Annotated in this window: 32 protein-coding genes; 10 read left to right on the top strand and 22 right to left on the bottom strand. The window is 59.0% G+C overall.

Annotated features, from left to right (window positions below):
• Positions 1-27: 27 nt before the first annotated feature.
• The 22 genes from ACOZJV_RS13385 to ACOZJV_RS13490 all read right to left on the bottom strand — a co-directional run bounded on the left by ACOZJV_RS13385 (position 28) and on the right by ACOZJV_RS13490 (position 17,229).
• Positions 28-324: a phage tail assembly protein gene (locus tag ACOZJV_RS13385; protein WP_421547821.1), complete on the bottom strand. Its 297-nt coding sequence runs from the start codon at positions 322-324 to the stop codon at positions 28-30.
• The gene (locus ACOZJV_RS13390; protein ID WP_421547822.1) at positions 321-668 is read right to left on the bottom strand and encodes a phage tail tube protein; all 348 of its coding nucleotides are present in this window, start codon (positions 666-668) and stop codon (positions 321-323) included. Before ACOZJV_RS13390 ends, ACOZJV_RS13385 begins: the two co-directional genes overlap by 4 nt.
• Positions 669-728: 60 nt before the next feature.
• Positions 729-2,222: a phage tail sheath subtilisin-like domain-containing protein gene (locus ACOZJV_RS13395; protein WP_421547823.1), complete on the bottom strand. Its 1,494-nt coding sequence runs from the start codon at positions 2,220-2,222 to the stop codon at positions 729-731.
• Positions 2,222-2,422 (bottom strand): DUF2635 domain-containing protein, encoded by a 201-nt coding sequence (locus tag ACOZJV_RS13400; RefSeq protein WP_421547824.1) that lies wholly within the window; start codon positions 2,420-2,422, stop codon positions 2,222-2,224. Before ACOZJV_RS13400 ends, ACOZJV_RS13395 begins: the two co-directional genes overlap by 1 nt.
• Positions 2,419-3,009, bottom strand: coding sequence for a phage tail terminator protein (locus tag ACOZJV_RS13405; protein ID WP_421547825.1), 591 nt, complete (start codon positions 3,007-3,009; stop codon positions 2,419-2,421). The genes ACOZJV_RS13400 and ACOZJV_RS13405 overlap by 4 nt, the downstream gene beginning before the upstream one ends.
• 61 nt (positions 3,010-3,070) lie before the next feature.
• The gene (locus tag ACOZJV_RS13410; protein WP_421547826.1) at positions 3,071-3,670 is read right to left on the bottom strand and encodes a hypothetical protein; all 600 of its coding nucleotides are present in this window, start codon (positions 3,668-3,670) and stop codon (positions 3,071-3,073) included.
• An 80-nt stretch (positions 3,671-3,750) separates the two neighbouring features.
• Entirely contained in the window at positions 3,751-4,272 is a 522-nt protein-coding gene (locus ACOZJV_RS13415) for a hypothetical protein (RefSeq protein ID WP_421547827.1), read from the bottom strand.
• Positions 4,265-4,627 (bottom strand): head-tail adaptor protein, encoded by a 363-nt coding sequence (locus ACOZJV_RS13420; protein ID WP_421547828.1) that lies wholly within the window; start codon positions 4,625-4,627, stop codon positions 4,265-4,267. The genes ACOZJV_RS13415 and ACOZJV_RS13420 overlap by 8 nt, the downstream gene beginning before the upstream one ends.
• 2 nt (positions 4,628-4,629) lie before the next feature.
• On the bottom strand, positions 4,630-5,181 hold the full coding sequence (locus ACOZJV_RS13425) for a hypothetical protein (RefSeq protein WP_421547829.1): 552 nt from the start codon (positions 5,179-5,181) through the stop codon (positions 4,630-4,632).
• A 3-nt stretch (positions 5,182-5,184) separates the two neighbouring features.
• Entirely contained in the window at positions 5,185-5,472 is a 288-nt protein-coding gene (locus tag ACOZJV_RS13430; RefSeq protein WP_421547830.1) for a hypothetical protein, read from the bottom strand.
• Positions 5,473-5,520: 48 nt separating this feature from the next.
• A complete protein-coding gene (locus ACOZJV_RS13435; RefSeq protein WP_421547831.1) occupies positions 5,521-6,840 on the bottom strand; it encodes a phage major capsid protein in 1,320 nt (439 codons plus the stop codon).
• A gap of 63 nt (positions 6,841-6,903) precedes the next feature.
• Positions 6,904-7,848, bottom strand: coding sequence for a S49 family peptidase (locus ACOZJV_RS13440; protein ID WP_421547832.1), 945 nt, complete (start codon positions 7,846-7,848; stop codon positions 6,904-6,906).
• On the bottom strand, positions 7,845-9,116 hold the full coding sequence (locus tag ACOZJV_RS13445; protein ID WP_421547833.1) for a phage portal protein: 1,272 nt from the start codon (positions 9,114-9,116) through the stop codon (positions 7,845-7,847). The genes ACOZJV_RS13440 and ACOZJV_RS13445 overlap by 4 nt, the downstream gene beginning before the upstream one ends.
• A 2-nt stretch (positions 9,117-9,118) precedes the next feature.
• Positions 9,119-9,298 carry a hypothetical protein gene (locus tag ACOZJV_RS13450; protein ID WP_421547834.1) on the bottom strand — a complete coding sequence of 60 codons (180 nt, stop codon included), beginning with the start codon at positions 9,296-9,298 and terminating at the stop codon, positions 9,119-9,121.
• The gene (locus tag ACOZJV_RS13455; protein ID WP_421547835.1) at positions 9,295-11,112 is read right to left on the bottom strand and encodes a terminase large subunit; all 1,818 of its coding nucleotides are present in this window, start codon (positions 11,110-11,112) and stop codon (positions 9,295-9,297) included. The genes ACOZJV_RS13450 and ACOZJV_RS13455 overlap by 4 nt, the downstream gene beginning before the upstream one ends.
• On the bottom strand, positions 11,072-11,467 hold the full coding sequence (locus tag ACOZJV_RS13460) for a phage terminase small subunit P27 family (protein ID WP_421547836.1): 396 nt from the start codon (positions 11,465-11,467) through the stop codon (positions 11,072-11,074). Before ACOZJV_RS13460 ends, ACOZJV_RS13455 begins: the two co-directional genes overlap by 41 nt.
• A 294-nt stretch (positions 11,468-11,761) precedes the next feature.
• Complete coding sequence (locus ACOZJV_RS13465; RefSeq protein WP_421547837.1) at positions 11,762-11,986, bottom strand: hypothetical protein; 225 nt, start codon at positions 11,984-11,986, stop codon at positions 11,762-11,764.
• 124 nt (positions 11,987-12,110) lie between these two features.
• Positions 12,111-12,455: a phage holin family protein gene (locus ACOZJV_RS13470; protein WP_250329164.1), complete on the bottom strand. Its 345-nt coding sequence runs from the start codon at positions 12,453-12,455 to the stop codon at positions 12,111-12,113.
• 1,004 nt (positions 12,456-13,459) lie between these two features.
• Complete coding sequence (locus tag ACOZJV_RS13475) at positions 13,460-16,156, bottom strand: DUF5906 domain-containing protein (RefSeq protein ID WP_421547838.1); 2,697 nt, start codon at positions 16,154-16,156, stop codon at positions 13,460-13,462.
• Positions 16,153-16,359 carry a TraR/DksA C4-type zinc finger protein gene (locus ACOZJV_RS13480; RefSeq protein ID WP_253166853.1) on the bottom strand — a complete coding sequence of 69 codons (207 nt, stop codon included), beginning with the start codon at positions 16,357-16,359 and terminating at the stop codon, positions 16,153-16,155. Before ACOZJV_RS13480 ends, ACOZJV_RS13475 begins: the two co-directional genes overlap by 4 nt.
• Positions 16,352-16,840, bottom strand: coding sequence for a phage regulatory CII family protein (locus ACOZJV_RS13485; protein WP_253166852.1), 489 nt, complete (start codon positions 16,838-16,840; stop codon positions 16,352-16,354). Before ACOZJV_RS13485 ends, ACOZJV_RS13480 begins: the two co-directional genes overlap by 8 nt.
• Before the next feature lie 140 nt (positions 16,841-16,980).
• On the bottom strand, positions 16,981-17,229 hold the full coding sequence (locus tag ACOZJV_RS13490) for a transcriptional regulator (RefSeq protein ID WP_421547839.1): 249 nt from the start codon (positions 17,227-17,229) through the stop codon (positions 16,981-16,983).
• 106 nt (positions 17,230-17,335) lie between these two features.
• Here ACOZJV_RS13490 and ACOZJV_RS13495 point away from each other — a divergent pair, with 106 nt between their 5' ends.
• The 10 genes from ACOZJV_RS13495 to ACOZJV_RS13540 all read left to right on the top strand — a co-directional run bounded on the left by ACOZJV_RS13495 (position 17,336) and on the right by ACOZJV_RS13540 (position 23,838).
• Complete coding sequence (locus ACOZJV_RS13495) at positions 17,336-18,103, top strand: S24 family peptidase (protein ID WP_421547840.1); 768 nt, start codon at positions 17,336-17,338, stop codon at positions 18,101-18,103.
• 337 nt (positions 18,104-18,440) lie between these two features.
• The gene (locus ACOZJV_RS13500) at positions 18,441-19,013 is read left to right on the top strand and encodes a deoxynucleotide monophosphate kinase (RefSeq protein ID WP_421547841.1); all 573 of its coding nucleotides are present in this window, start codon (positions 18,441-18,443) and stop codon (positions 19,011-19,013) included.
• Positions 19,014-19,023: 10 nt separating this feature from the next.
• Positions 19,024-19,299 carry a phage antirepressor KilAC domain-containing protein gene (locus ACOZJV_RS13505; RefSeq protein ID WP_421547842.1) on the top strand — a complete coding sequence of 92 codons (276 nt, stop codon included), beginning with the start codon at positions 19,024-19,026 and terminating at the stop codon, positions 19,297-19,299.
• Positions 19,296-19,670, top strand: coding sequence for a hypothetical protein (locus ACOZJV_RS13510; RefSeq protein WP_421547843.1), 375 nt, complete (start codon positions 19,296-19,298; stop codon positions 19,668-19,670). Before ACOZJV_RS13505 ends, ACOZJV_RS13510 begins: the two co-directional genes overlap by 4 nt.
• A complete protein-coding gene (locus ACOZJV_RS13515) occupies positions 19,667-19,909 on the top strand; it encodes a pyocin activator PrtN family protein (protein WP_421547844.1) in 243 nt (80 codons plus the stop codon). Before ACOZJV_RS13510 ends, ACOZJV_RS13515 begins: the two co-directional genes overlap by 4 nt.
• A gap of 53 nt (positions 19,910-19,962) precedes the next feature.
• A complete protein-coding gene (locus tag ACOZJV_RS13520; RefSeq protein WP_421547845.1) occupies positions 19,963-20,307 on the top strand; it encodes a hypothetical protein in 345 nt (114 codons plus the stop codon).
• Between the two features lie 33 nt (positions 20,308-20,340).
• Positions 20,341-21,162 (top strand): YfdQ family protein, encoded by an 822-nt coding sequence (locus ACOZJV_RS13525; protein ID WP_421547846.1) that lies wholly within the window; start codon positions 20,341-20,343, stop codon positions 21,160-21,162.
• Between the two features lie 72 nt (positions 21,163-21,234).
• Positions 21,235-21,876 (top strand): hypothetical protein, encoded by a 642-nt coding sequence (locus tag ACOZJV_RS13530; RefSeq protein ID WP_421547847.1) that lies wholly within the window; start codon positions 21,235-21,237, stop codon positions 21,874-21,876.
• Positions 21,873-22,949 (top strand): phosphohydrolase, encoded by a 1,077-nt coding sequence (locus tag ACOZJV_RS13535; protein ID WP_421547848.1) that lies wholly within the window; start codon positions 21,873-21,875, stop codon positions 22,947-22,949. The genes ACOZJV_RS13530 and ACOZJV_RS13535 overlap by 4 nt, the downstream gene beginning before the upstream one ends.
• Positions 22,942-23,838, top strand: coding sequence for a hypothetical protein (locus ACOZJV_RS13540; protein ID WP_421547849.1), 897 nt, complete (start codon positions 22,942-22,944; stop codon positions 23,836-23,838). The genes ACOZJV_RS13535 and ACOZJV_RS13540 overlap by 8 nt, the downstream gene beginning before the upstream one ends.
• Positions 23,839-23,870 lie beyond the last annotated feature (32 nt).

Consider the following 23,870-nt stretch of genomic DNA (forward strand, 5'->3'; position numbering starts at 1 on the left):
ACCAGGCCAAGTCGTAGGCAACAGCAATCAGGTCGTCGATGGCCCCGATGCCGCGCTCATGAAAAAACTCGCCACCGCCCAGCAGAGCGAGTTGAGGTCAGCCAGATCCAACTGGTTCACCGAGGATGGCGGGATACCCGCACACACCGCGATGTACTTGGCGGCCACGTCCATGTCGAGACTGACCTCTTCGTTTTTGTCGATCCTGTACGGCAACGCCTTGATGGCCCGAACTTCCTGAACGGTCGGGCGGCGCAGATCCAGCTCCGCCACGGACTCGCCATGGGCCTCGATAGCCACCTGCAACTTCACTTTCATGCTCATTGCCATGTCCCCTTGATGCCATCGAATTGCAGCTCAGCGGTGCCGTCGTCGCCCTTGTAAGTGGGCTCGTCGACCAGGTAGGCCCCAGCCAAGACATAGACTTTGCCATTCTTGAATTCGCAGGTGACCGTCATGTCACGGCCGTTGATGATCTTTTTGATGTCCAGGTCCGGCGCCAACACGGCAGTAAGTTTCACGTAGGGCGCCAGGTCTTCTTCCTTGTAAAAGCCCGGCGCAACAGTTTCGCGCTTGACCTGCATCAGGGGGGCTTCAGCACCACCGGTAATGGTGAGCTGTGCACCATCCACCTTGACGTAAGCGGTGCCCGCAACTAATTGACCCATGGTGTTCTCCAGTATGAAAAAGCCCGCTCAAGGCGGGCTGTGTGTCCAATAACGGCTTTATCACGCCGCGTCGTATTGCAGGCGGAACTGATTAAGCAGCGCGAAGATGCGCAGGCCGTTGATGTAGTCCGGCGGGAACAAGACGTTTACCCGGCTTGGGTCGTTCCCATCACGCTCCACTACCAGGTGTTGGGCGAACAGCTCGGCATTTTCAACGTGCCCTTCCAGCTCCAGCTTGGCGTACTGGGCAATCAACTCGCCACGGATGGTGCTCGGGGTAACGATTGGCTGACCTGCGCCGAAGCGGGTACCGTCGTTTGCCAGCTTGTGGCGGCCGTACTTGCTGGTGATCACGCTCTGCATACGCCGGATGATGAACGCCGACTGGTGCATGGTCTCGCTGTCCAGGTACGAGTTATCGGCCTGGCCGTAGGCGTTCTTCTGATAGGTGGTGATCGAACGCTGAATGCGCACATAGCCGCCTTCGTAATAGGCCGTCGCAATGCCGTAGCTCAGCAACGACTGGCGCTCAGTGAGGGTGAAACGCTCACTGGCCGGGGCCGGGTCCAGCCCAGGCAGCGAGCCGCTTTGCGTCGGCCGACTTGCATCTGCCGAAATAAACACCGATGTACGGGCTGCGAGCGATGCCGCCTGTACCCAGAAAGGCTGGGGCGCGCCTGGCTCCATGGCCTGAATGGTGACGTGCTGATCGTTGCGTGTTTGCCCCAGCGCCACCAATGTTCCGAGCGTGCCGCGCTTTGCGCTGTAGACGTGCCCGAACAACTGCTTGGCCCAGCTCCAGCGGCCAACGTTGTCATCCATAACCGCCTTCCAGGCGTCCAGTGTGGTGGTGTCCGACCACGGCACACAGAGGAATTCGAAAGGTTCATCACCCAAAGCTGCGATAGCGTCCACCTGATCCGGCGCACCGGTACCGCCCAGCATTTGAGTCGGCACCACCGTCAGACCGGCCGGGGTAACTTCACCATTGGTCTTGCCCAGGCGATTCAGGACAATCCCGATATCATTCCCGCTCTCACCCGACCACTTGCAAGTCACCGTCACCACGCCGGCCACCGCCACCGCAGTGACGGGCAGATCGACCGCCGCATTGATCTTGACCGCCAGCGCGGCTGCCGCAGAGGTTGGAGTCGCAGCAGCCGCAATAGTGGCCTGGACACGAACCCCAGCCACATACAGGTTCAAGAGCCCGGCCTCGGTTGCGCCCCCCGTAATCGTGATCGTGGCGGAAGCCTTGGAGCCTTCGGTGCTGAGCAGAGGCAGGCACCAGATTTCGCCGATAGGATCGGTCTTGCGCCAAGCCTCGTACATAGCGGCAAGCATCGAGCCTTGGCCACCGATGCTTTTAGCCATGCCGACGCTGGGCACCAGCACCAGCTGGCCCACGGCATCGACCGGTGCATTGTCGTTGACCTGGGCGACGATCAAACGGCGCAAGGCCGAAGCCGCGCTATTGGCCGCCGAGTTATCCATCTCCGCATAAAACAGCGGCACACGGATATCGGCCGGGATGTTGCTGAATCCGATAGCCATTATTTCGTTTCCTCGGGTTTCGCCGCACTGGCGGCTTTGTTGGGTTTGGCAACATAGAGGGTGACGTCGCCATCAGCCAGGCGGCGCCGCCACCAGGCATTGTCGGGAACTTCCCGCCCAGCGACCGGCAACAGGTCGCCAGCCTCAGGGTCGGGTACCGCACGGCCCAGGGCCGGCAACACAGTGATGCGCTTGGTCATGGAACTACGTCTCCTGAAAATTTCACTTCAATGCGCCCATCAGGGCCAGGTCGTTGCAAGTTGGGGTCAGCTGGGTCGATGCAGTCCATGGCGAAGCTGGCACCGGTGAATCCCGGGAGGCCGTCCGCTTCTCGTTCCTGCCAGGTTTCCGGCGGATCGCTCGGCAAATTGCGGCCGAGCTGGAAGTCGGCGAAGAAGTTGAACTGATAGACAACACGGGCACGGCTGATATGCAGCAACGCCCCTTTGCCATACTCGATTGGGTTGTACTCCGGGCCAGGCCTCCAGCCGACCAGAGCCCGCCACAACTCAGCGCGGATGTCATGTAACAGGTCGTTGGCCTCCTGGCCGCGCTCATCTTCCGGCTCAAGCACAATGACCACGCTGACCTGATCAGTAATCACCTGGAGCACAGTGTTCTGCGCCCGATTAGGCTCTGCCGCATCCGCCGAGGCGATCACATAGGCAGCAGGCAGCGCCAACTTTGCACTCTCAACCACAGCATCCCAGTCAATGCCGCCCGCGACTCTTCCGGCAAAGCTGGGGCAAGTCGCCCGCAGGTGGGCAACAACGGGGTTCAGTTTCATCGAGTCAAATCCCAGGCATAAAAAAACCCCGCAATTGCGAGGTTTAAAAGTGTTGTGTTGCTTATCCCTTACTAAAACTTTCGACTGCAGCAGATACGTCTATATCAGCAGGCAAAGGGAGTTTTGAAAGTTCTATATCGCGCTCGTTTGAAAGTTTGGTTTCAGCGAGTCCACGGGCTGTTCCGTTGATGGACTTAAACTTTCCACCCTCATAAAGCCATACATGCGGCGCACTGTAACCACCCATCATCTGCGCTCTACAGGCGACCATCGAACGCACCCCAAACACCTGCGAGGTGCAGACGACGGGATTATTCGCATAAATTTTATGGTTGAGATAAATCAAAGTGATGCGGTCAATCGCCTCGCGAGGAACTTGACGCGATTCAATTTCCGCCGCAATGGCTTGAAGTCTTTTCTGCTCGGCAGCTTTAGCATCCTGCGCCGCCTGCTCAGCAACTCGGGCTTGCTCCCTACTGGCTAACTCGGCCTCTGTCGGCTTAGGCAACGCGGCAGATAGCGCAAGGATGCCCAGCACCACACCTGCAATCACCCCTATCCAGTGAGCAGTCGACTTAGGGATTCGCCCCCGATAACGAACAACGGCAAACCACACCGCCGCCAGAACAATAAAGGGGACGAGCAAAATAAGTGCCTTCATAAGTAACTCCCTGTAATCGAAGGCGGCAAGCCTATCGCAAAGCACGAACGTCTACCTAATCGAATAGTTGCACCAGGCCATCATCCTAACGCGGCAGCAAACGCCGCCGAGAGAATGCTTTGCACGTCCGCGCTGGAGTCCTGCAGGGCGTCAGCCATGTAGTTGTCACGCGGCTTGATACGCCATTCACCGGCAGCGCGCTCGGCCAATGCCGCAGCACGAACGCCAGCCGCTCGCCGGTTAGACTTCCCTTTGCCCTTGCCTGGCGCCAACTTGCCCAGGCGCCGACCACTCTTCACGCCGTAGTGCAGATAGGCCGGATAAAACTCAGCCATGGCCGCAGTCTTCCGGGGCGCGATCTTGACCAGGAAACCCGAGCGGGACACCTTAAAGGCAATGGATTGCAGCGTGGCGCCACTGCGATTCACCGGGTAACCGTCCTGCCCCTTACCAAGGGCCAGGTTCATCTGTGCCCGCTGAACAATCAGACGGCCAGCTCTGCGCATCCCTGCACGGATCTGTTTCTTGTCGAAGGCATCACGCTGGAAGTTGTCGAAGCCCTCAAAGTGCAGGTAGCCCTCGAGCGATGCCGAATTAGACATAGATTCCCCCATCTTCTTTTTGAGGCCCCAGCTCTTCGACCTCAAGCAAGCTGTAGCGCCGCGAGCCGTTCATATCGGCGACCCGCCGCACCCGATAGACCGTTAAGCCATGAAGCACTTCGTGCGCCTCACTGACGCCGGGCAAGAGGTACATGGTGATCCGGTGCGTTATCTTTCGCTCCAGTTGTAGGCCAGCGTTGTACACAGCAGTACCGACCGGCTCAATCTTCGCCCAACGGCGCTTCGACTCCGTGAAAACCGGTGTCAGCCCCAGATCGCCGGCCGGATCGTCCGTTCGCACACGAATAGTGATTCTTCGGTCAAGCTCGCCGGCACTGGGTTCGCGCATGGCCATATTCAGAACCTCGGCGGGACGGTGACCTCTGCCACCAGGTGATCAAGAAAAGTAGATGGCAGTTCGGCCAGGGTCTGGCCAACCAGAAACATTTCCGGATGCCGGTAGATGGTCGCTGCCGCCATCAACAGCCAGTTACGAACACCGAGGTGAAGATCAAGTTCAAGCGCGGCCTTATAGCGGATCCGCAGCCGGCCACCGGGGCGATCTGCTGGGAATGACAGAAAGCTTTCCCGCTGTTCCCGAATCAACTCAAATGACCCGACCTGTTCTGCCCATGTGCCGTCTGGCTGTTGGGCGAAAACCGAAACAACCTCAAAGGCTTGCCCAATATCCAAGGCGTGCCCGCTCGGGCGACCGACAGGCCATTCCTCTTCGTAAACGGCACCGCGAATTGCAGCGCCTGTTTTCGATTCGCACTGCGCAGTGACGCCAGGAATGATGATCTGTTCGACCAGCGCTGGCTCCATGTCTTCGGGCTCGACCCGACACTGGAACGCGACCTGCGCCAGCGTCAGGACTGGCTCGCCGAAATACTCGATTCGACGGGCCATGGCTTACGGCTTCGCGTCATCATCGGCGCCAGCATTACCTTCGCTGCCTTCAGCACCGGTTGACGCAGCGGTCGATGGCTCGGCGGGCGAAGTGGCCGCGCCTGGTTCGCCCGCATTTTTGCCGCTACTGGCTTTTTGCGACGACGCCTTGCCGGCTTTCGGCTTTTCGTAGACCTCAGCAAAACCCTTGGATTTCAGGCCTTCAACAACATCGGAATCAAACCCGGCCAACTCGTCTGCCGAGTAACCACGCCAGGCTTTCAGAAAACGCACCACAACTTTATCGCTCATCGCTTCGACCTCAGATATGCAAAGCCCCGCCGAAGCGGAGCAAAAGGATTACATGCCAGCGCCCCACTTCACGGCGACGGCGACCACAATGCATTCCACATGACGTGGGCCGAAGTCGTGCTTGGCGATTACCTTGACCAGGGTCTGGTCACGCTGGAAGGCGCTGACCATGTTGCCCTCGGAATCTTTATACGAAGCCTCGCTACTGAACGAGATCGTCAGGTCCATGTCTTCGCCGATCATCATGTCTGCGAAGTTGACGAAGTAGAATTCAGTTTCGTTGCCGCCGGCGCCGAGGTTGACCGGGATCTGGTTGCTCAGACCAACCGGATAACCCTTGAACAAACCCTGTTCAATTTCCGGATAAGCCTTGTTACCGTTGCCATCACGCAACGACTGCAACCAACGGAAGACACGCGGATGCATCAGCCAACCACAGTCTTTCATCATCACGTTGGCGGTTTCGATGCGAAGCATCATGCCGCCACAGAACATGTCGATTTTTTCCAGGGTGATGCCTGCAGTGTCGGGAGCGGGCAGCACGTTGAACGCTTGCGCCCAATACCGCATACCCTTGGGAAGCGTGCCGCTACCATCAGCACGAATGAAGTGCAGGTCTTCCGAAAGCCCCATAGACACTGCCAGATCGGCAACAACAATGTCATCGATTCGCGGGCTGATGCCAGCGTTGGCAATCAGGTCATTGGAGATGGGCACGATAGCAGCGGCTTTTTTCGCCGACAGTTTCGTATCCGCGAACGTCATACCGGTGAGCGGAATATCGGTTTCGGTACCGATGTAGGTGACGATGGTGTTTCCGGTAATGCGAGGCTGAGTCAAGTTGCCGTTGTTCAATGGCAGGCTACGAGCCCCCATCTTGCGCACTACCGACATCGGGCGCAGAGCCTCGATAATTTCGGTGGCAAAGTTTTGAGGAACCAGCACACCACCGGCACCCGGCGTCACCGTGCTCAATGCCATGGCTACATCAGTGGAAAAACCACCTTGCTCGGCCATTTGAGCGGCCTGATGCTGATTGCCACCAGCTGCGGCCAGCAAACGAACCATCTGAGCCATGCGCACACCTGGCGCATCAGCCGGCCCCGAACCGGAGATATAACCTGGTGGCGGACCGGTGCGGCCTTGCGCCGACTCATTGACCGGCACCGCACTTGCGGCGGCCATTCGCTCGGCCTGTTCCGCTCGACTGATCTTGTCAGTCAGCGCATTGAACTGAGCCTCCAGGCTGGTGAACTGAGCCAGTTGCTCAGCCGACAGGGCCTCGCCAGCGGCTTCGAGTTTAGCCAGCGCCTGAAGCGTGTCATTGAGTTTGGCGCGTTCGCTACGCAATTGAAGTACAAGGGACATGGTGCCTCCTGGGCATAAAAAAACCCGCACTAAGGCGGGCTTCGACGACTGCCGCGAACGCGGTCAGATCTTGGTTTGAAAATCCAGCGCAGCTGCTCGGACCGAAAGACGGCCTTGCTGCCGGCCCGCTCGGCTCACGGCCACCGAGTGGGATAAATCGTCAACAGCTTGTTGCGGGCTTTGCATGCGATCAGCGAGGCCCGCCGCAATACCCGCTTGCCCTCGGTACAGTCCCGCCTCAGTGGCAATGACCTGTTGCACCGAAAGCCCGCGGTAGTCGGCAATTGCATTAACGAAGAGCTGATAGCTCTCCTGCACAACGTCATTGAGGTACTTGAGCGACTGATCACTCAGCGGCTCATGCGGACTGAGATCATTCTTGTGGGCGCCGGCGAACACGGTAGTCACCTTGACTCCCATGCCCTCTTCCATCTTGGAGCGATCCATGTGACTGGCGATGACACCAATCGATCCAACGCCACTGGTCTGGCTAACCACCAGCTCGCTACAGGCGGCACCGATCAGATACCCGCCGCTGTAGGCCATGAAGTTGACGATGCCGGTGATGGGCTTTTGCTCGGCCATAGCGCGAATGTCGGCGGCCAGCTCGAACGCACCGACGGCAGAGCCGCCAGGGCTATCGATGTCTAACACAATGCGCTCGACCATCGGATCCGCAACAGCATTGCTAATCTGAGCCCGCAGCGCTTCATAGCTGGTCATCGTCTCGCACATGCTGACGTGGCTGCCACGACTGACCAACACGCCGCTGACCGGAATCACTTCAATACCAGTGCGAGCAATCGCTGTGCGGCGCTCTTCTTCACGCTGGGCGATGCGGTCCATGCCATCATCGGACCAGAGCCCGGCGCCTGCTACAGCCCCAATGTTGACGATGTTCAAGCTCATTGCCTGGTTGGCCCAGCGAACGCCAAGATCCAACATGTCAGGCGTCACCAACAGCGGCTGATTGAACAGCAGGCTGGAGGCTCGCAGGTAGTTTTTCATTGCGCGAGAATCCTCTCAATTTCAGCGTGCTGCATTTCGAGTTGCGCACGCACGGCGGGGTTCTTCAAGTCGGCGCCGCTCTTACCTGCGTCAACCATGTTCAACGGCTGCATGTAGATATCACCGCCTGTTACCGGCGGCATGTTCTCCAGGCGCCGTATGTCATTAGCACTGAGCCAGCCCCATTGCCGCCCAATGGCGTAGGCCTCGTAGCGGCTCTTCTGATCTCCACGCAACAACCCGGACAGGTTGAACTCAATGAAGTAGTTGCGCCGATCGGCTGGCAACAGGAAGTCGCGCATCATCGACTGTTCATGACGCTTGACCCAGGGCAGCAACGCGAACACCACGAACTGAATCATCAGTTGTTCAAGGGTGTTGTAGTTGGACTTCTCCAGGTCGTTGACCATCGGCAACGGGATCTTGTAGATCCTGGCGATGTCGGTACCGGTGGTTTTGAGGATGCCCAATACCTCGGCGTCCACGTTGCTCATAGAGACGGGTTTGAAAGTCATACCCTCTTGCAGCAGTGCGACTTTCTTGGCGTTATCCATGCCGCCGAACTTCTGGCCCCACTGATCGACAATCTTGTCGATACTGCCTTGATCCTTGATCGCCGGGGCCTCACGCGGGCGCTCGATCACACCGGAGACGGTCACACCGTTGGCGAAGCTTTTGCCCGTGTATTGCCGCACCGCCTGAGCCAAACCCAGCGATTCGGCGTGCACCTCAATCGGCGACAGCCCAACGTAATGGTTGGTACTGAACCACCGAACGTGGTGAATCATGCGCATCGGCAGTGCTTCGCCGCCGCTGATCCGGTAATACGGCAGCATGTCGCCGCCCTTCAGTACCTGCACCTTGTCGTTGCACAACGGCCAGAGCGCAACGACGTTTCCGTCCTCACGACGGTCAATGAAGCTGTAAGCGTTACCCCGCAACCCGGCAGCGCCTTGCGTGCACTCCCGGTACTCATACGGTGTCTGAAATCCGTTTGGCTGGTACCGAAGGACGTCATACGCCGGATGGTTGATGGCCGCTTCTCGCTGGCCTTGGTCCAGCCGGCGGTACATCTCGCAAGGCAATTGCCCCATGGTCTCAGCCAGAAGCGTCACGCAGTTTTGCAGGATCGGCAGGCCCAACGCCGACTCGGGCGTGACTCTCACACCCGAGCTGTTGCGGCCGCCCCCCAGGAGACCGCGCCAAAAGCCGCCGCCCGTTTCCGTGAGGTTGCCGCGCCCCTCGCCGAGCACGCTTGAAAAGAACATGCTCAAGCTCCTTTGGGTTTAGGTTTCATTGCAGCGGCGGCGCGGTCGGCCAGCCGGGACCAAGCCATAAGCCCAACACCAGCGACGACACACGCGCCGGGCACGTGAACCATAGCCACACCACCGACCAGCAGAGCAAAGCCCAGCAGGCCGGCAAGCCATGACAGGATGATCAATTTCATATACCTGCGCCTTCGTCGTAGATGGATTTGCCAGTCGACCCGGCAGCCTTGCTGCTGATGCCGACGGCCATGATGGATGCGACGATGCCATCGATCCGGCCGGTCGCCTTGGCCTTGTCGGCCTTCCGGTTGTTGGCTGGATCGGAAACGATCACCGCGTTGCCGGCGCACCAGGTCATTACCGGGTTGCCGTCGTGACGAAGGGTTTCCACCGTCTCGCTTTCGATGACCTCCCAGTCAGCGGGATCAAGATCGATCACGTCCTGCTCAGGGGCCAAGCCCAGCAGACGGCGCTCGAACTCATCGACTGCGGGCCCCATGTCTTTGTAACCCTGGCCGAAGCCCACCATTTCCGGCAGTGCGATGGCGTACTCGGACATCAGCTGCAGCAGGTCTTCAATGCGCCACCGGTCATAGGCAATGCGCTCAACGTCGAAGTACGCGCAGATCGTGACCAGGCGGCGCAGCACATGCAGCTTGCTGATGGCCCGGCCCGGGGTCGTTTCAAGGTGACCATCTTTAACCCACATGGCGTAAGGCACCTTGTCGCGATCCTCGCGCCCCTGCAGGTCGTCATCCGGGATCCAGAAGTAGGGCAGCAGCCGCCAGTGCGGGTCGTGCGGGGCGGGCCAGAAGATCAGGACGAATGCGGTCAAGTCCGTGGTGCTGGCCAGATCGAGCCCACCGACGCAACGACGGTTGCGCAGTAGCCGCATCGGCACTCGCTCTTCGGCCTGCTTCCAAACGCCCCAAGAAATCCACGGGGCATCGGCTTGTGTCCACTCGCAGAAGTTGAGGCGGCGGATAACTGCCTCCTGAGCGGGCAGGCCTCGGGCTGACTGGACCTGCTCCCGCAGATACTTGCGCCCCGGGATGCCGTCGGTCTGCCCCTCAACAATGTGATCAAGCGAGGGGTTTACCTTGGGCCAACAGGTTTCATCCGTGAACGGGTCTTCCCCTTCATCCAGTGAGCAGATGTAAGCGAAAAAGCTGTCGTCTTGCTCAATATCCGCACAGATCCGAACACCCAGGTCATGGTACTGACCACAAACCGTTTTTTTGTCGGACCCGCTGTTTGTGATCATGACCACCATGGCTTTGCGGCGGTTCTTGGTACCGGCACGCATCATGTTCACCGTTGCGGCGGTCTTGTGTTCGTGGACCTCATCGAGCAAGCCAATGTGAGGCCGCGGGCCTGACTTGTTCTTGTCTGAACTGATCGGACGGAAGAATGAGTTGCTGTTCGGATAGAACAGGTTCCAGACCTTTTCGTCACGGCCCGATTGAACAAGGCGTGAGCTAAGGCTGGGCGACATGTCCACCATCGACACAGCATCGCGAAACAGAACCATAGCCTGGTCGCGGTTGGTGGCAGCTGCGTAAATCTCGGCTCGCTTTTCGCCATCAGCAACCAGGCCGTACAGCCCGATGCCTGCGACCAAGGGGCTTTTGCCCGAGCCCTTCGCCGTCTCGATGTAGCCCAGACGAAAACGGCGGAAACCGTCTTCCGTCATCCAGCCGAACAGGCTTCCTACTACGAAGGCTTGCCAGGGCGCGAGCAGGAACGGTAGCCCTTCGAAGTCCCCGCCATTGAGAAGCAGAACATCCTCGAAGAAGCCAATCGCCCGTTTGGCCAGGGCCAGATCCCATATCAAGCCACGGGCCGCGCCGCTCGCCAGATCTCGCAGGTGTCTTTTGCATGCGTTGCGGACGTTGGGGCCCGCGAGGATTCGCCCGGCCAGGATGTCTTCGGCATAGGCGGTAACGCGATCATCAACTACTGAAGTACCGGTCTGCGGCTGCTTGCTGTTCATTGGGGAAAAGTTCGCCTTGAGGTCGCGCCGTTTTCAAGTTGCGCCGGGACATCGGCGACAAGCCGAACTGGGCACCCGCTGCATTGGCCCGTTTCTCGGCATCGTTCGCGAGTTGGCGAAGAACATGAACTTGCTGTGCGCCAGTTTTGTAGGTCTGGACCTCACCGCCGAGTTCATCGTCAGACTTGGTGTTTCTGGCGAGGATCAACCGCTGGAATCGCGTCCAGTCGGCATACGCCTGGCAGTAAGTTGCCAGCGCCATTTGATCCAGCTCCGAAACAATGCCCAGTGAAATCAGCGCTGGAACAAGGCGCTCCCACTCGGCGACAGCATCATCTGAAAGCACATCGGGCATCGGCGGCGCCCCGACAGGAACTGCCTGGTCCTTCACCTCACCGATCAGATCAGAAAAACTTTTCCCGCTAGGATTGCCCCTCAGAAGGTGAACCGACGCAGGCAACCGTGGGCGACCCGAGTTTCCGTTTCCGGCCATAAAACCCCCTACCTATTGATACCCCCCCCTATCCATTTTTCCCGACTTTGCGCAGAGAGGGGGGCGAGCGGTCTAGAAGAGGTTCGGACAGGAGTTTTTTACCCCCCCTCCCCTCATGAATGAGAATTTTTCTCAAAAACCCGAGATGTCGAGATTTCAGCGGTTCCAGTGGTGATTTGGGTCGAGTGGCATGCCATCTGTGCGGCATCCCGGCAGTCGACCGCTCTTCTCCATCCGCTGCTTGGTCGAGTCGTGGCAGAACTTGCACAACCCGGCCCAGTTGGCTGGGTTCCAGAACAACTTCCAGGCGCGCTTGAGCTGGTCAGCGTCGCCGCTGTCCTTGGCTTCCTTGAGCTTCGGCGCGATCTTGTGGTCGACCACCGTTGCAGCAACTGGGCGGCTGTCCGTTGAACACATCGTGCAATAAGGATGTTGACGCAGGTACCCCTCACGGGACCGCTGCCACTTGTAGCCATAGCCACGCTCGGTGCTACTGCCCCGAGAATCATTGCCCGGCCTGGCCATTGTCCGGCACCTCACATACACCCAACCGCTTTGCTGCCCACCGCTCATACAACCCGATAGCCACATCGGCCCCAGCCATAGCGGTCAAGCAGCCAATGGCGCAGGCAGTCCAAATCGAAACACCAGCGGCATACAGCAGCATGATTGCTGATACCCCGCAGACCACACAGGCGCCGGAGCGAAGCGCCAAGCGGCGAAGCAACGCCCAACCGCGAGCCCCCTCTTTGTCAGCACGCCACATTTCCCCGGATACGCCACCGACCAATGCCAGGACGATTACTAGCCACAGAGGCATCTCTGCCAGCGCTTGCTGCTCATTTGTCATGTTGTGCCTCAAGTGATTGAGCGCGGCAGACGCCGAAAAAAGAAAACCCCGCCGAGGTGGCAGGGTTTTCAGTGTCCTGGCTTGCGCCAAGGCGGGGTGCACAGCACGTGCTCGGTGAGCGCCAAGGCGCAAATTGCATATCGTGGGGACTTTTTACCCCCTCAGTACGGAACCGAAAAGGGGGCTTTTTCGGTTAACTCACTCGACGCTACTTTGACGCAACTTTGACGCAAGCTTGAGGTAAATCACCCCGACGAACGGTAAGCCATTTACGCCCTGCTGCCCGCTTCGTCAGCACCTCCAGCAGGCGCAGGTGTAGCGCATGCACGTGATCGTAGTAGGTCTGCCGGGCCCCCGAAGTAAGGCCAATCAAATGCATCTGCATTGAGATGGTTGGCGCCGACTCATCCCCATAACGCAGGCCGGCCAAGCGCTCCAATCGCGCGCCCCGAGCATCTTGTCTCCCGATCTCAGCCAAGGCGGCAGTGATCTCTTGAGCAACACCGTCAGGGCCGGAACCATCCCCTAGGAGAATCCGGGAGCCTGGCGTCCCACGCGGGGCACAACCACCCCATTCCATGATGGTGCCCATTGGGCTCCCCATGCTGCTGCCCGCACCATTCAAGCGGCATTGCTGCCCCCAGTGCTGCAACAGATCTTCGATTCCCTCAATCATCGCCCCATCCCCCTGAAAATCGAACCCAACACAAAAACCGTCACACCCAACACAGACCCAACACAAAAAAATCCCTTTAAATTCAATACCTTTAACAACTTTGTGTTGAGTGTGTTGGGTTTGTTGGGTTTATCAGTCTTCGCATAAGAAAAATTTAGCCGGGTGTTAGGACGATCAAATATCGTCACGCATGCGCGCACGCGAAGCCAAACCCAACACACCCCACACACAACTCGGAATGCCGCGCAATACAAGGGTTCAACCTGTGCTGAGTTGCGAAATCCAACCCGACACACACCCGACACACCCAACACACTATTTGGCGTAGTCATGCGGCAGCCGCCTTGATGTGGTCCCAGTTGTCCACGTTCCAGCCGGCAAGCTTCGCCTTGGCGCGCCAGTTGACCACCTGCTTACCCAGCTCGGCCGACTTCAGTGATGGGGGCGGGGAAGCGTCCTGATCGAGTGGAAAGAAGAAAGCGCCGAACCGCCGGTTGCTGCCATCGGTCCAGGGAATGGCGCGGGTCTTATCCACCTCGGAGCTGATGAACAACGAGAACTTGGTCTGGCTCATCACGTGTTCTTTATTGCGCTGACACCACTCCAGGAACAGGGAATACAGGTCGGTGGACAGGCACGGCCCCCAGAGGCCATGGCCCAGCTCGCTGTACTTCCAAAGGTGCAGGAACGTTTGCCAACCTGCACGACTCAAGGCCACCAGCCGTTCCCGGGCGGCCGTTGACGGTGGCCGCGTACGCTGGTTGAAGTCGCCCAGATCGACCGACAACAACCAGCCATACAAAGCTGCGACCCCGCCCTGCTCCAGCTCACGGCCTATGGCCTTCTGCCGCTCCACAGGCAAGGTTTCCATGGGCCACATCACCAGCATCCGGCGGTCACTCTCGCTGATGGGCCAGGGCAAGATTTCGTTGCTCAGGAACACCGCGTTCATGTGGTTGGCTTCTTCCCAACCGTTGATGAACTTGGATTCCATCCGAACGGTTTTACCGGTGATCAGGTGCTTGATCTTGCCGACCTGGTTGTACCGCTGATCACGGCTCACCACTTCTTCAAACACCGACCACAGCTTGCGGCTTTGCCAGGCGTTGAAGTTGCTTTCCAGCTGTGTCTGGCCCACGGTCGCGGCGTACTGGCCGTAGAGCATTCCCAGGGCATCGGCGAACAACAGGCTTTTGCCTGACCCTTCCATGATCGAGTGCATCAGCACTGCTGTATCCATCTTGGCGCCCAGGTGCTGCAACGGATACGCCAGCCAACGCGTGAGCCACTGGGCCGCCGGCTCATCGTGGTTGCACAGGAACGAGATCAGCCAACGCAAGTTGGCACAGGCGGCATCGTTCCTAACTGGCTCCAGCGGCAGGCCGTCAAAGGTGTTGATGTACACCGCCGGATCTTTGGTCATGGTCGGGTCGAACACGATGTGCTCAACGTCCACCGTGCGCCGCTCACTACTGTTCAGCCACAGCGGATAGGTATCGCCGAGGGCCATCTTTACCGCGCCTTCGGCTATACGCCGTTTTTTCTCCCGGTCCCAGACGTCCTTGGTCCCGTCTATGTACACATACCGATCAGTCGGTGACATGCCGAAGGCATCACCCTTCTTGCCCGCCATGCGCCGTGCCTGCTCGATGTCGCTGACATGATCAGCGGAGATAAGGCGCTTGCCGGTGTTGTCCAGCCACTCCTTGGCGATGGGCTTGCTGACTCGCGCCTCAAACGCCGACTTCTTCATCGCCCGCGCTTGATCGCAATCCCACACGTGCGTGGTGCCCTCGATCAGGGCAAACCGCCGCAGCACCTGGTCAAACGTCAACGCCTCCCCCGCTCCCCCCATAGGAGCCGGAGCGGCCTCGCTGGGCGTTATGTCGCCGCCTTGGCTCGGCCCGCTCATGTCATCAGAAGGGGGCGGGGGAAGGTCTCGGGGATCGGGCCGCGACGAATGCTGCATGCCGAGCAAACGCGCCGCCTCTTTCACGGCCCGGGACTGATCGCCGCCATGTTCCAGCAGGCAATACACCTCAAAGGCATCATTCTGGTGACCGTTAGCCAGCGGATCGGCGCCATGGTGCGAATAGACCTTGCGCTCCTTGACCGTGATACCGGGCATGCCGGTGCTACTTTGCGCATACAGCCACTTACTGCCCCGCTTGATATAGCCATTGGCGCGCAGCAGCTCCTCGACATCGTGACAACGGTTGAACTCGTCGATCACCGACGGCTGGTCACCTTTGGGGGCCAGTCGCTTGATTGCCTTGCCTGGGTCCTTCTTGGGTTTCGGCGCCCAGGGGCAGGCCACCTCGGCGTCACGCTTGAAGATGTCCCAGTTGTTCCAGATCGTCAGCAACTCTGACGGCAGCACAGGGAAGCCATCGGCTGCATTGGGCTCTGTTCGCCAGAAATAGGGCTTACCGGTGCCTGGGTGGATCGATGGCGGTAGTAGGTCCTGCACTAGGCCGGCGCGCAGCTCCAGCACCGTGAAGCGCTGATACAGTTGCGCCTCGGCCTTGGCAGCGGCCTCCCCGGCTAAATCTCCAGCCGCCTTGGCTGCCCTGGCCTGGGCCGTCAATCGCTTATAGATCGAACCATCAGGGTCATTTTCATTCGGCCACGACAGAGAATGTCGGGTCAGATCAACGCCATCCGGCACCTGGAACATTACCCGGAAGCGCGCCGGGTTACCGACCACGGTCGGGAACACCAGCGCCATTGCATCCAGATCGATGCCTAACAGCTCGTAAAGTACGTGGCGGGTCCATTGCACATCATCGACATCAAGCGAGCAGGCCCGGCTCGGGCCCAGGACCACGCCGAGATTGTGCTCTGGGCTCTTCTGCCAGAACGCATCGGCTTTGGCGGCCTCTGTAAAGTAACCGCCGGGCTTGTTCCACCCCAGGCCCTTGGGGCCTTTCTCGCCGGGTTCGATTGGCACAAGGGCCAGACCGAAGTCTTCAATGTAGCGCCGCGCCCACTCTGCAGTGGGCGCTCCATTGGCCTGCTTACTCATCTGCGCCGCTCCCGCAACTCCTGGCAACTGACGCAGGTCTGGCAACCTTGTTTCGCCTGTTGACGAAGTAACGGGATCGGATCGTCGCAGTCTTCACAGAACTCTGCGCTGGCGGCGGTCGACGCTTGGCGCTGGCGGCGGTCCAGCGCCACCTGCAGGAAGTAGTCGGCCTGGTCGTTGGCAATATCGATGATGTCAGCCATGGTTACGGGCCTCCATCGCTTCCCTGGCCCCGGCCATGATGCCCAGCACCGCACGAATCACATCTGCTCCGTGCTTTTCCAGGCTCTCGACTTCGTGCAGCTCCCAGATGTTGTCGGCCGCCCCCTCATGCATGCTGGAGACAAACAAACCAGTCTTGTGCAGCACCTTGCTCACTGCCAACAACGCTTCTTTAGTCGGTGCCGCCGCTTCAGGCTTATACCAAACCATACCCGCCGGGCGCATAAGTGCATCCAACAGCAACGGATTGCCCGTCAACCGGATCAGCTCTTCAAGTTCATCAGGGTCAAGCCAGCGCTGTTCGAAGTCGTGCTTAACCTTCTTCTGCAGCCCGTCGTAGTCCATCACCATATCGAGCGCCAAGGCGGTTACACCGCCCCGGTAATCATGAGCTGCTCGATAGATGGCCTTGCGAAGCGAAAGAACCGGCGCAGCGGCCGGTGATTGATCTGTGCGACTCATAACCGTAAATACCCCATTTACGGTCTAGTCATAGAAACGGGCACGCCCTATCCTACGACCACGACCGATGTGCATGTGCTGTGTATCGTCGTAGCCGGGCTGGGGGAATCTTGTGGTGAGAGGCCCCAGTCCGGCACCCTTTAAGCTGCTTGCAAGTCGCTTGGCATCAAAAAGACATCTGGCCGCAGCTCGTCGCGCGGCACCCCAGTCAGTTTCTCCACCCGCAAGACCAACTCTGCAGGCAGCTCGCCTTTTCGTAACCAGTAGGAAACAAGCTGCTGCGAGACCGGCCGCTCGTCAGTTGAAACCAGTACCGCGAAAGCAGTCTGACCACCGGCTAGTTCGATAGCCTTCGCGAGGGCCAATCGCATGGATTCGGAAATACTCATAACAACCTCTGAACGATAGGTTCGAGGGCAAATTACAATAATACTTGTAAACACTCAACGCTTTTTAGCGTTTGATAAAATACAAAACCTTTTGTAGCCTCGGGCAATGACTGAAACTATCCCCGTACCAAGCCGCCTCGCTCTTTCGTTCAAGGCTCGTCGTGAAGAACTGAACCTGACGCAAGAGGATGTGGCTAGCCGCGTCACAGCCCTGCTGACTCCACCAGGAAAGCTGACCCAGCAGGTGTATGCTGCCTTTGAAAAGGGGAGGTCTCAGAGCACTAGGTACGCCCCCGCAATAGCGAAAGCTTTAGACCTTCCTATTGAAGTACTAGAAGAAGAGTGGGCATCCGCCGCCCCAGCTGAGTCATCACGCCGACCAATCCTTGCTAATGCCAAATACATCGAAGAGCCGATAGCGCTATGGGGTGACGAACCTCCATTTGGAGACGTAGTAGAGGTACCCATGCTCAAGGAAATAGCGCTGTCCGATGGCTCCGGACAAATGTCAGTAGTAGAGCAAGGCAAGGTGAAGCTGGGTTTCAGCAAGAGCGCCTTGCTCTCCATGGATATCGACATTGCAAACGTTGTCTGCATAACGGTTTCGGGCAACAGCATGGAACCTGTTATTCCCGACGGCGGAAGAGCAGGCGTAGATAGAGGCCGGACAGAGGTGAGAGATGGAGACATTTTTGCCATCAACCATGACGGCCAACTCAGGGTGAAAGTTTTGTACCGAACCCCGAGAGGCGGGCTTCGTATGCGCAGCTTTAATCGGGATGAACACCCCGACGAGGAATATTCCGCCGAAGGAATCCGAAGTGAAAACATAGAAATTATAGGGCGGGTGTTTTGGTATTCGGTCCTTAGGTAACAACAAAAACTGTCAGAGAAAGCCCGCCGAGTGCGGGTTTTTTTGTTTGCAAAGAAAGTAATTACAAGAATTGCTGTTGACCTCCTTACAAATAAAAGCGTACCGTTTGCACCGTACATCTCTCACCACGAGTACGGATCATGCAAACGACTACACAGCACAGCCCCACCCGCTGCCCGGTGTACCTACACCCGGCAGCATGCACCAGCCCCGCAGCCGTTGAAGCAATTCAGCAGCGTACCGGGCTGCTGGTGATCATCACTCCCGACCGCCGCACCGCGACAGCGGCCGCTCAACCGGCAGCCTTCGAACCCGGCCCGTTCGGGGGTGACGCAGCATGAAGCCTCTTCTGATTGGCCTCGCCGGCCCTGCCCGCTCGGGCAAATCAACCGCAGCTGACCACCTGGTGCGCAACCACCTACTGGAGCACTACGCCTTCGCTGACCCTCTGCGCTCCGGGCTCATGGAGATCTTCAACCTCGACCCGGACGACTTCGAAGGCGAGCGTAAAGAGCAGCAACTGCCCTGGCTGGGCCGTTCACCGCGTGAACTGATGCAGTCCATGGGCACCGAGTGGGCCCGCCAAATGGTTAACCCGGACGTCTGGGTGAATATCGCCGAGCAGAACCTCAACTACCTGCAGAACTCACTGTCGAGCGTCGTCGGGTTTGTCATCAGTGATGTGCGCTTCGAAAACGAAGCCGAGCTCATCCGGAAGCGGGGCGGCGCGATCATCCACATTCACCGTCCTGATGCTCCAGCAGTAAACGCACACGCCAGTGAGGCCGGCGTCTTGATACGGCAGGACGACCTGGTTGCACGCAACACATCCTGCCTGTCCTCACTGCGGGCGCAGATCGACACCTGCGTGGAGATCATCCGTTACCGCGCCCAGCGCCCAGCAGCCTGAGGTCGCCGCCATGAACCGCACCCTGGACGAAACAGCGGCAGTGCTCGGGATCAAGCCCCGCGCCTTCCGCGCAAAACTCCGCGAGCTGCGCATTCTCTCCAAGGATGGCGACCTGGCGAGCCACCACCGCGACCAAGGCCATCTGTACTCGGATCCTCGCAGCGTGCAGATCGGTAAACCCGGGAGCTACAAGCATTACGCCGTGGTGATGGTCACCGAGGCCGGCGTGCAGTGGCTGGCGAAGAAGCTCGACATCACCATCACCCATAAGGACGCCGCAGCATGAAACAGAGCGCAATCAACTCCGCTGTAGGCGCCTTGAAGCTGGTGCCGATGTACCTCAATCACCCGACAGTGATCAGCCGCGCCACGCTGATTGGCGCATCTGCTGAGGCTGTCGACCTGCTGGAGGCCCTGCCCGCCATTTCCGTCGAACTGGCTGAAGTCTTCCGCTGTGTCGATGCCGTCATTGGGCCCGACCAGGTTGCCTATGTGACCCCCGTCAAATGCCCTGAATACCCCTATGGCGCGGTCGTGGCAGACATCAAGGGCAACGTGCTCGCGGCGGCCAAGGGCAAGAGCAAAGAAGGTCTCGCCGAATTGATCCGCCTCAAGCTGCAGCCCGCCGAAGTGGGGGCCGGGGAGACAAGCACATGAGCGACACCCTCGACCAACTGCGCCGCCAGTTCGCAACCCCATGCCCGACGCTTGCTGCCGTGCGCCAGGAGTACTTCCCGCACATCCATACCGATAAGTACCTGCTCGAAGAGATCAAAAAGGGCCGGATCACGCTGAAGGTCCAGCGTGTTCACCAGTCGGTACGGGCTCCCCGGGTTGTTTATCTGTACGACCTGGCCGCCTACCTCGACGCCCAGGCAAAGAAAGAAGCGGCCTGATTCAACGGTGCCCCCTGCCGTCCAGGGGTAACTCAAGCCATGAGACACAGCACATGAGCAACGCACGACCCTTTATCGACACCCTTCGCGACATCGAAGCCGGCGGCCTACTTGATGAACTGAGCGATGCGCAGTTCGGCCTGATCGATGCCATACGCCTTTCAGGCAAAGGTGGAAAGCTTGTCATCGAACTGACCTACAAGCCCGACGGGCGCGGCCAGATGAACATCAAGGCAGACGTGAAGGTGAAAGAGCCGACCCTTTCCCGGGGTACATCGCTGTTCTTCCTGACACCGGAAGGCAACCTCACCCGGCGCGACCCCCGTCAGCAGGATCTGCCACTGCGCCCCGTTCTCGACGACGAAGGCCCAGCCAATCTGCGCAACGTTTCGCAGTAACCACCTCTCACCACCAAGACTGGAGCACATCCAATGCAAGAAGCCATTCAACACCTCGTCAGCCTGTCACAGGCGCTGGGCAAGCCTTTTGACCATCCGGGCTTGCATGCCCCGGTTGCTCTGGTTCCCGATGGCGTAACGGTAATGGACCTGGAGAAGCTGCTGCCCTCTCCCAGCCGTATCCGCCAGAAAGTGACCCTGCTGGATGCCGATAGCTTCATCGAATACGTAAATCGCTTCTCCACTTCTGCCACGTCAGTTTTCTGCAATGGGCCTGAAGGCCGCACCTTCTCAGCCGTTCTCGACTACCACCAACCCAACAGCCCAGCCTGGAGCGAGCACACGGCCAGCTACTGCTGCCCTATCACCGTTGAATGGGGCCGCTGGAAGGCAGCAGACCGCAAGAAGATGGATCAGGCGTCGTTTGCCGAGTTCATCGAAGACAATGTGAAGGACATCACCCAGCCCCAGGACTTCACAGCTGCACCCAGCGCGGCAGACATGCTGGAAATCAGCCGCACGTTGGAAGCGAAGAAGAACATCAGCTTCCGCCAAGGCACCCGTCTCGATAACGGCCAGGTCCAGCTGACCTACAACGAGGAAATCGACGGCCGCGCCGGTGAGTGCGGGCAACTCAACATCCCTGAACAGTTCTTCATCGGCGTTAAGCCCTTCCTGGGCGGCGATGGTTTCTGCATCCCGGCACGCTTCCGCTATCGCATCGCCGAGGGTCGCCTTGTGATGTGGTTTGAACTGATCCGCCCGGAAAAAGTGCTTGAAGAGGCATACAACGCCGTCCGCGCCAAGATCAAGGGCGCAATCCACGAAGTACCGCTGTACGAAGCCACCCGCTAAATAAGCTGCAACACCCCGCCGCCGTCCTCTCACCACGTATCCGGCGGCGGGCTCTAACGAGGATCACAGCACATGCAAACACAACACTTGATCATCACCACAGCTGGCCTAGCCATTGGCCTGCTGCTGATCGCCCACTTCATCCGCAAAGCGGTCCTCAAGGCCTTCGCCAGACTTGAGGCCGGCCATATCCGAGCACAGACGGAAGCTCGCCAGCGGATAGACGCGCTGAACCAGGACATCATCCGACTAAACGGCATCCGTGAAGCGCAAGACACTGAGCTCCAGGCATACCAGGAGAAAGCGCTGTTCCTGAAGGCCACCCCCTTCACCATGACCGACCATCAAACGTTGATGGATATCGCCCATATGCTGCACCTGGCTCACGACACCTGGAGGGCTATCCCAGGCACCGAAACCACCCAGGCAAAAGCTGCCACGCTGATCAAGCACGCCCAGACCCTGGCCTATAGAACCTTCAGCCACGTCACGGCAGCGAACACATTGATCGTCGACCCCCTCGACACTCAACTGATCGAATGGTTGAACAAGACGGGCGACCTGTCCGGCGATCTGGCGCAAAGCACTATTACCTTCCGCCACGAAGCAGATACCGCGGGCTATAGCCACTTGCGTGACGCGGTTCGCGAAGCATATGAGCAAGACGAGAAGTTCTATACACCAGGCCAGGCCCAAGCGGAGGCAGCAGAATGACAACACCAAAAGAAGCAACTCTCTGCATCTACCACGGTAACTGCGCCGACGGCTTCGGCGCGGCCTGGGTCGTACGCAAGGCCCTGGGGCCCGACGTTGAATTCCATGCTGCACACTATGGCGACCCAGCCCCTGACGCCACAGGCAAGAACGTCATCATTGTCGACTTCTCTTACAAGTACGACACACTGGTCGCACTTGCAGAACAAGCCGCGTCGGTTCTGGTTATCGATCACCACAAGTCAGCAATGGCCGACTTAGCCGATGTACCGCAGGCAGAGCTGCACTACGAGGCGAACAAAAAAAACAGCACCGGGAAACTTCACGCACTCTTCGACATGAATCGATCGGGCGCCGGTCTCGTTTGGGATTTCTTCTTCCCACAGCAACAGCGCCCAAGCCTGATCAGCCACATCGAGGACCGTGACCTTTGGCTTTTCAAGCTCGAAGGTACTCGCGAGATCATGGCGGACCTATTCAGCTACCCGCAAGATTTCGCGACCTGGGATATGCTCTTCGACTGCAGCACCATCGGGCTACGGCTCGACGGTGAAGCCATCAATCGCCAGCACCAAAAGACCGTGGCCGACTTGGTGCGCGCCACCAAACGCCGCATGGTCATCGCCGGGCACGATGTACCCGTCGCAAATCTTCCATACATGTTCGCCAGCGATGCCGGACATGTGATGGCTGAAGGTGAACTCTTCGCAGGCTCCTACTTCGATACTCCCGAGGGGCGAACCTTTAGCCTGCGCAGCACAGATGCCGGCATGGACGTGTCCGAGATCGCCAAACAATACGGTGGGGGCGGACATCGCAACGCCGCCGGGTTTCGGGTTTCTTTCGATCACGCCCTGGCAAATCCCGAAAGAGGCATCCGCGAAGCCGGGCAGTACGCCCCGGTCAATGAGCGAGCGGATGTGCTGGAGGGGTTGCTGTTCAGCCTGCCTGAAGACTTGAAAGCCCTGTCGGGCTGCGAGAACACAGTAGGGGTATACGCCTGCATCGACTACATCGAGCAGTGCATTGCGGGGCTTCAGCAGGTCACCGCCGAAGGCGCAAGCCATGAGTAACTTGATCAGCGTGCCGCGTGAGCTACTGGAACGAGCCTTGACGATACTGGCGCTATCGCCTTCGGGCCTGTACGGCGAGCTGCGCGCCCTTCTCGCCAAGCCTGCACCTATTCCGGTCCCTGCGGCCTGGATGCGTTTCGATCTCGACCAGAAGGCGATATTTACTCGGGGTAAACGTAGCGATGACTCGGAGCCGTTATACCCGCACCCTACCGCGTACCGCATGCCCAAGCCAGCCGCCCAGCACCAGGGCAATGCAGTAGCGGCCCGGGTATGCGCCTACACGCCAGGTTTGGGACAGGTTGAGCTGAAACTATCCGTGACCCTGCCGCAGTGGCTGGAGCTTGGCGAGGTGGTAACCGTGCTGCATGGCGCCGCCCAGCACCACGCCGCCCAGTGGCCAAAGCTCGACAAGCCGGCGCTGGTGGGCGCTGGACGATTCAGCGCCGGCTTGTCCGCTCGCCTAGTAGTCGAGGCTGCGCAGCGGCATTACGAGTACGAAATAACGTCAGAGAACGAAACACTGCGTATTGCAACAGGCGAAAACTTCCTGGCGCTGCTCGCACAACTCGAGCAACTGCGGGGGTTGCGACCGGCGTTACCTCCTCGCCCACCGGAAGGCAATGGATTGCCCCGCTATGGCCTGCGATGGAACGGCCCCCAGCAGCCACTCGCGACACCGATGGACGACGGCTACTGGACGCCGTGGCACCTGGCCAACGAGATGCGTAAGGATGGCGAGCGGTACCGGTGGCTGCGCTCCCGAGACCTGGAAACCATCAACCAGGGCGGCGTGTTCGCAGGCATAACCCCACAGAACATGGTTCTCAATGAGGAAACCCTTGACGAGGCTGTTGATGCAGCCATGGCCAAGGAGGTTCAGCCATGATCCTCCCCGCCCTGCTATATCTCGCCTGGCAC

Origin of the sequence: Pseudomonas sp. QD4 (assembly GCF_049199125.1) — a bacterium.
Taxonomy (GTDB): domain Bacteria; phylum Pseudomonadota; class Gammaproteobacteria; order Pseudomonadales; family Pseudomonadaceae; genus Aquipseudomonas.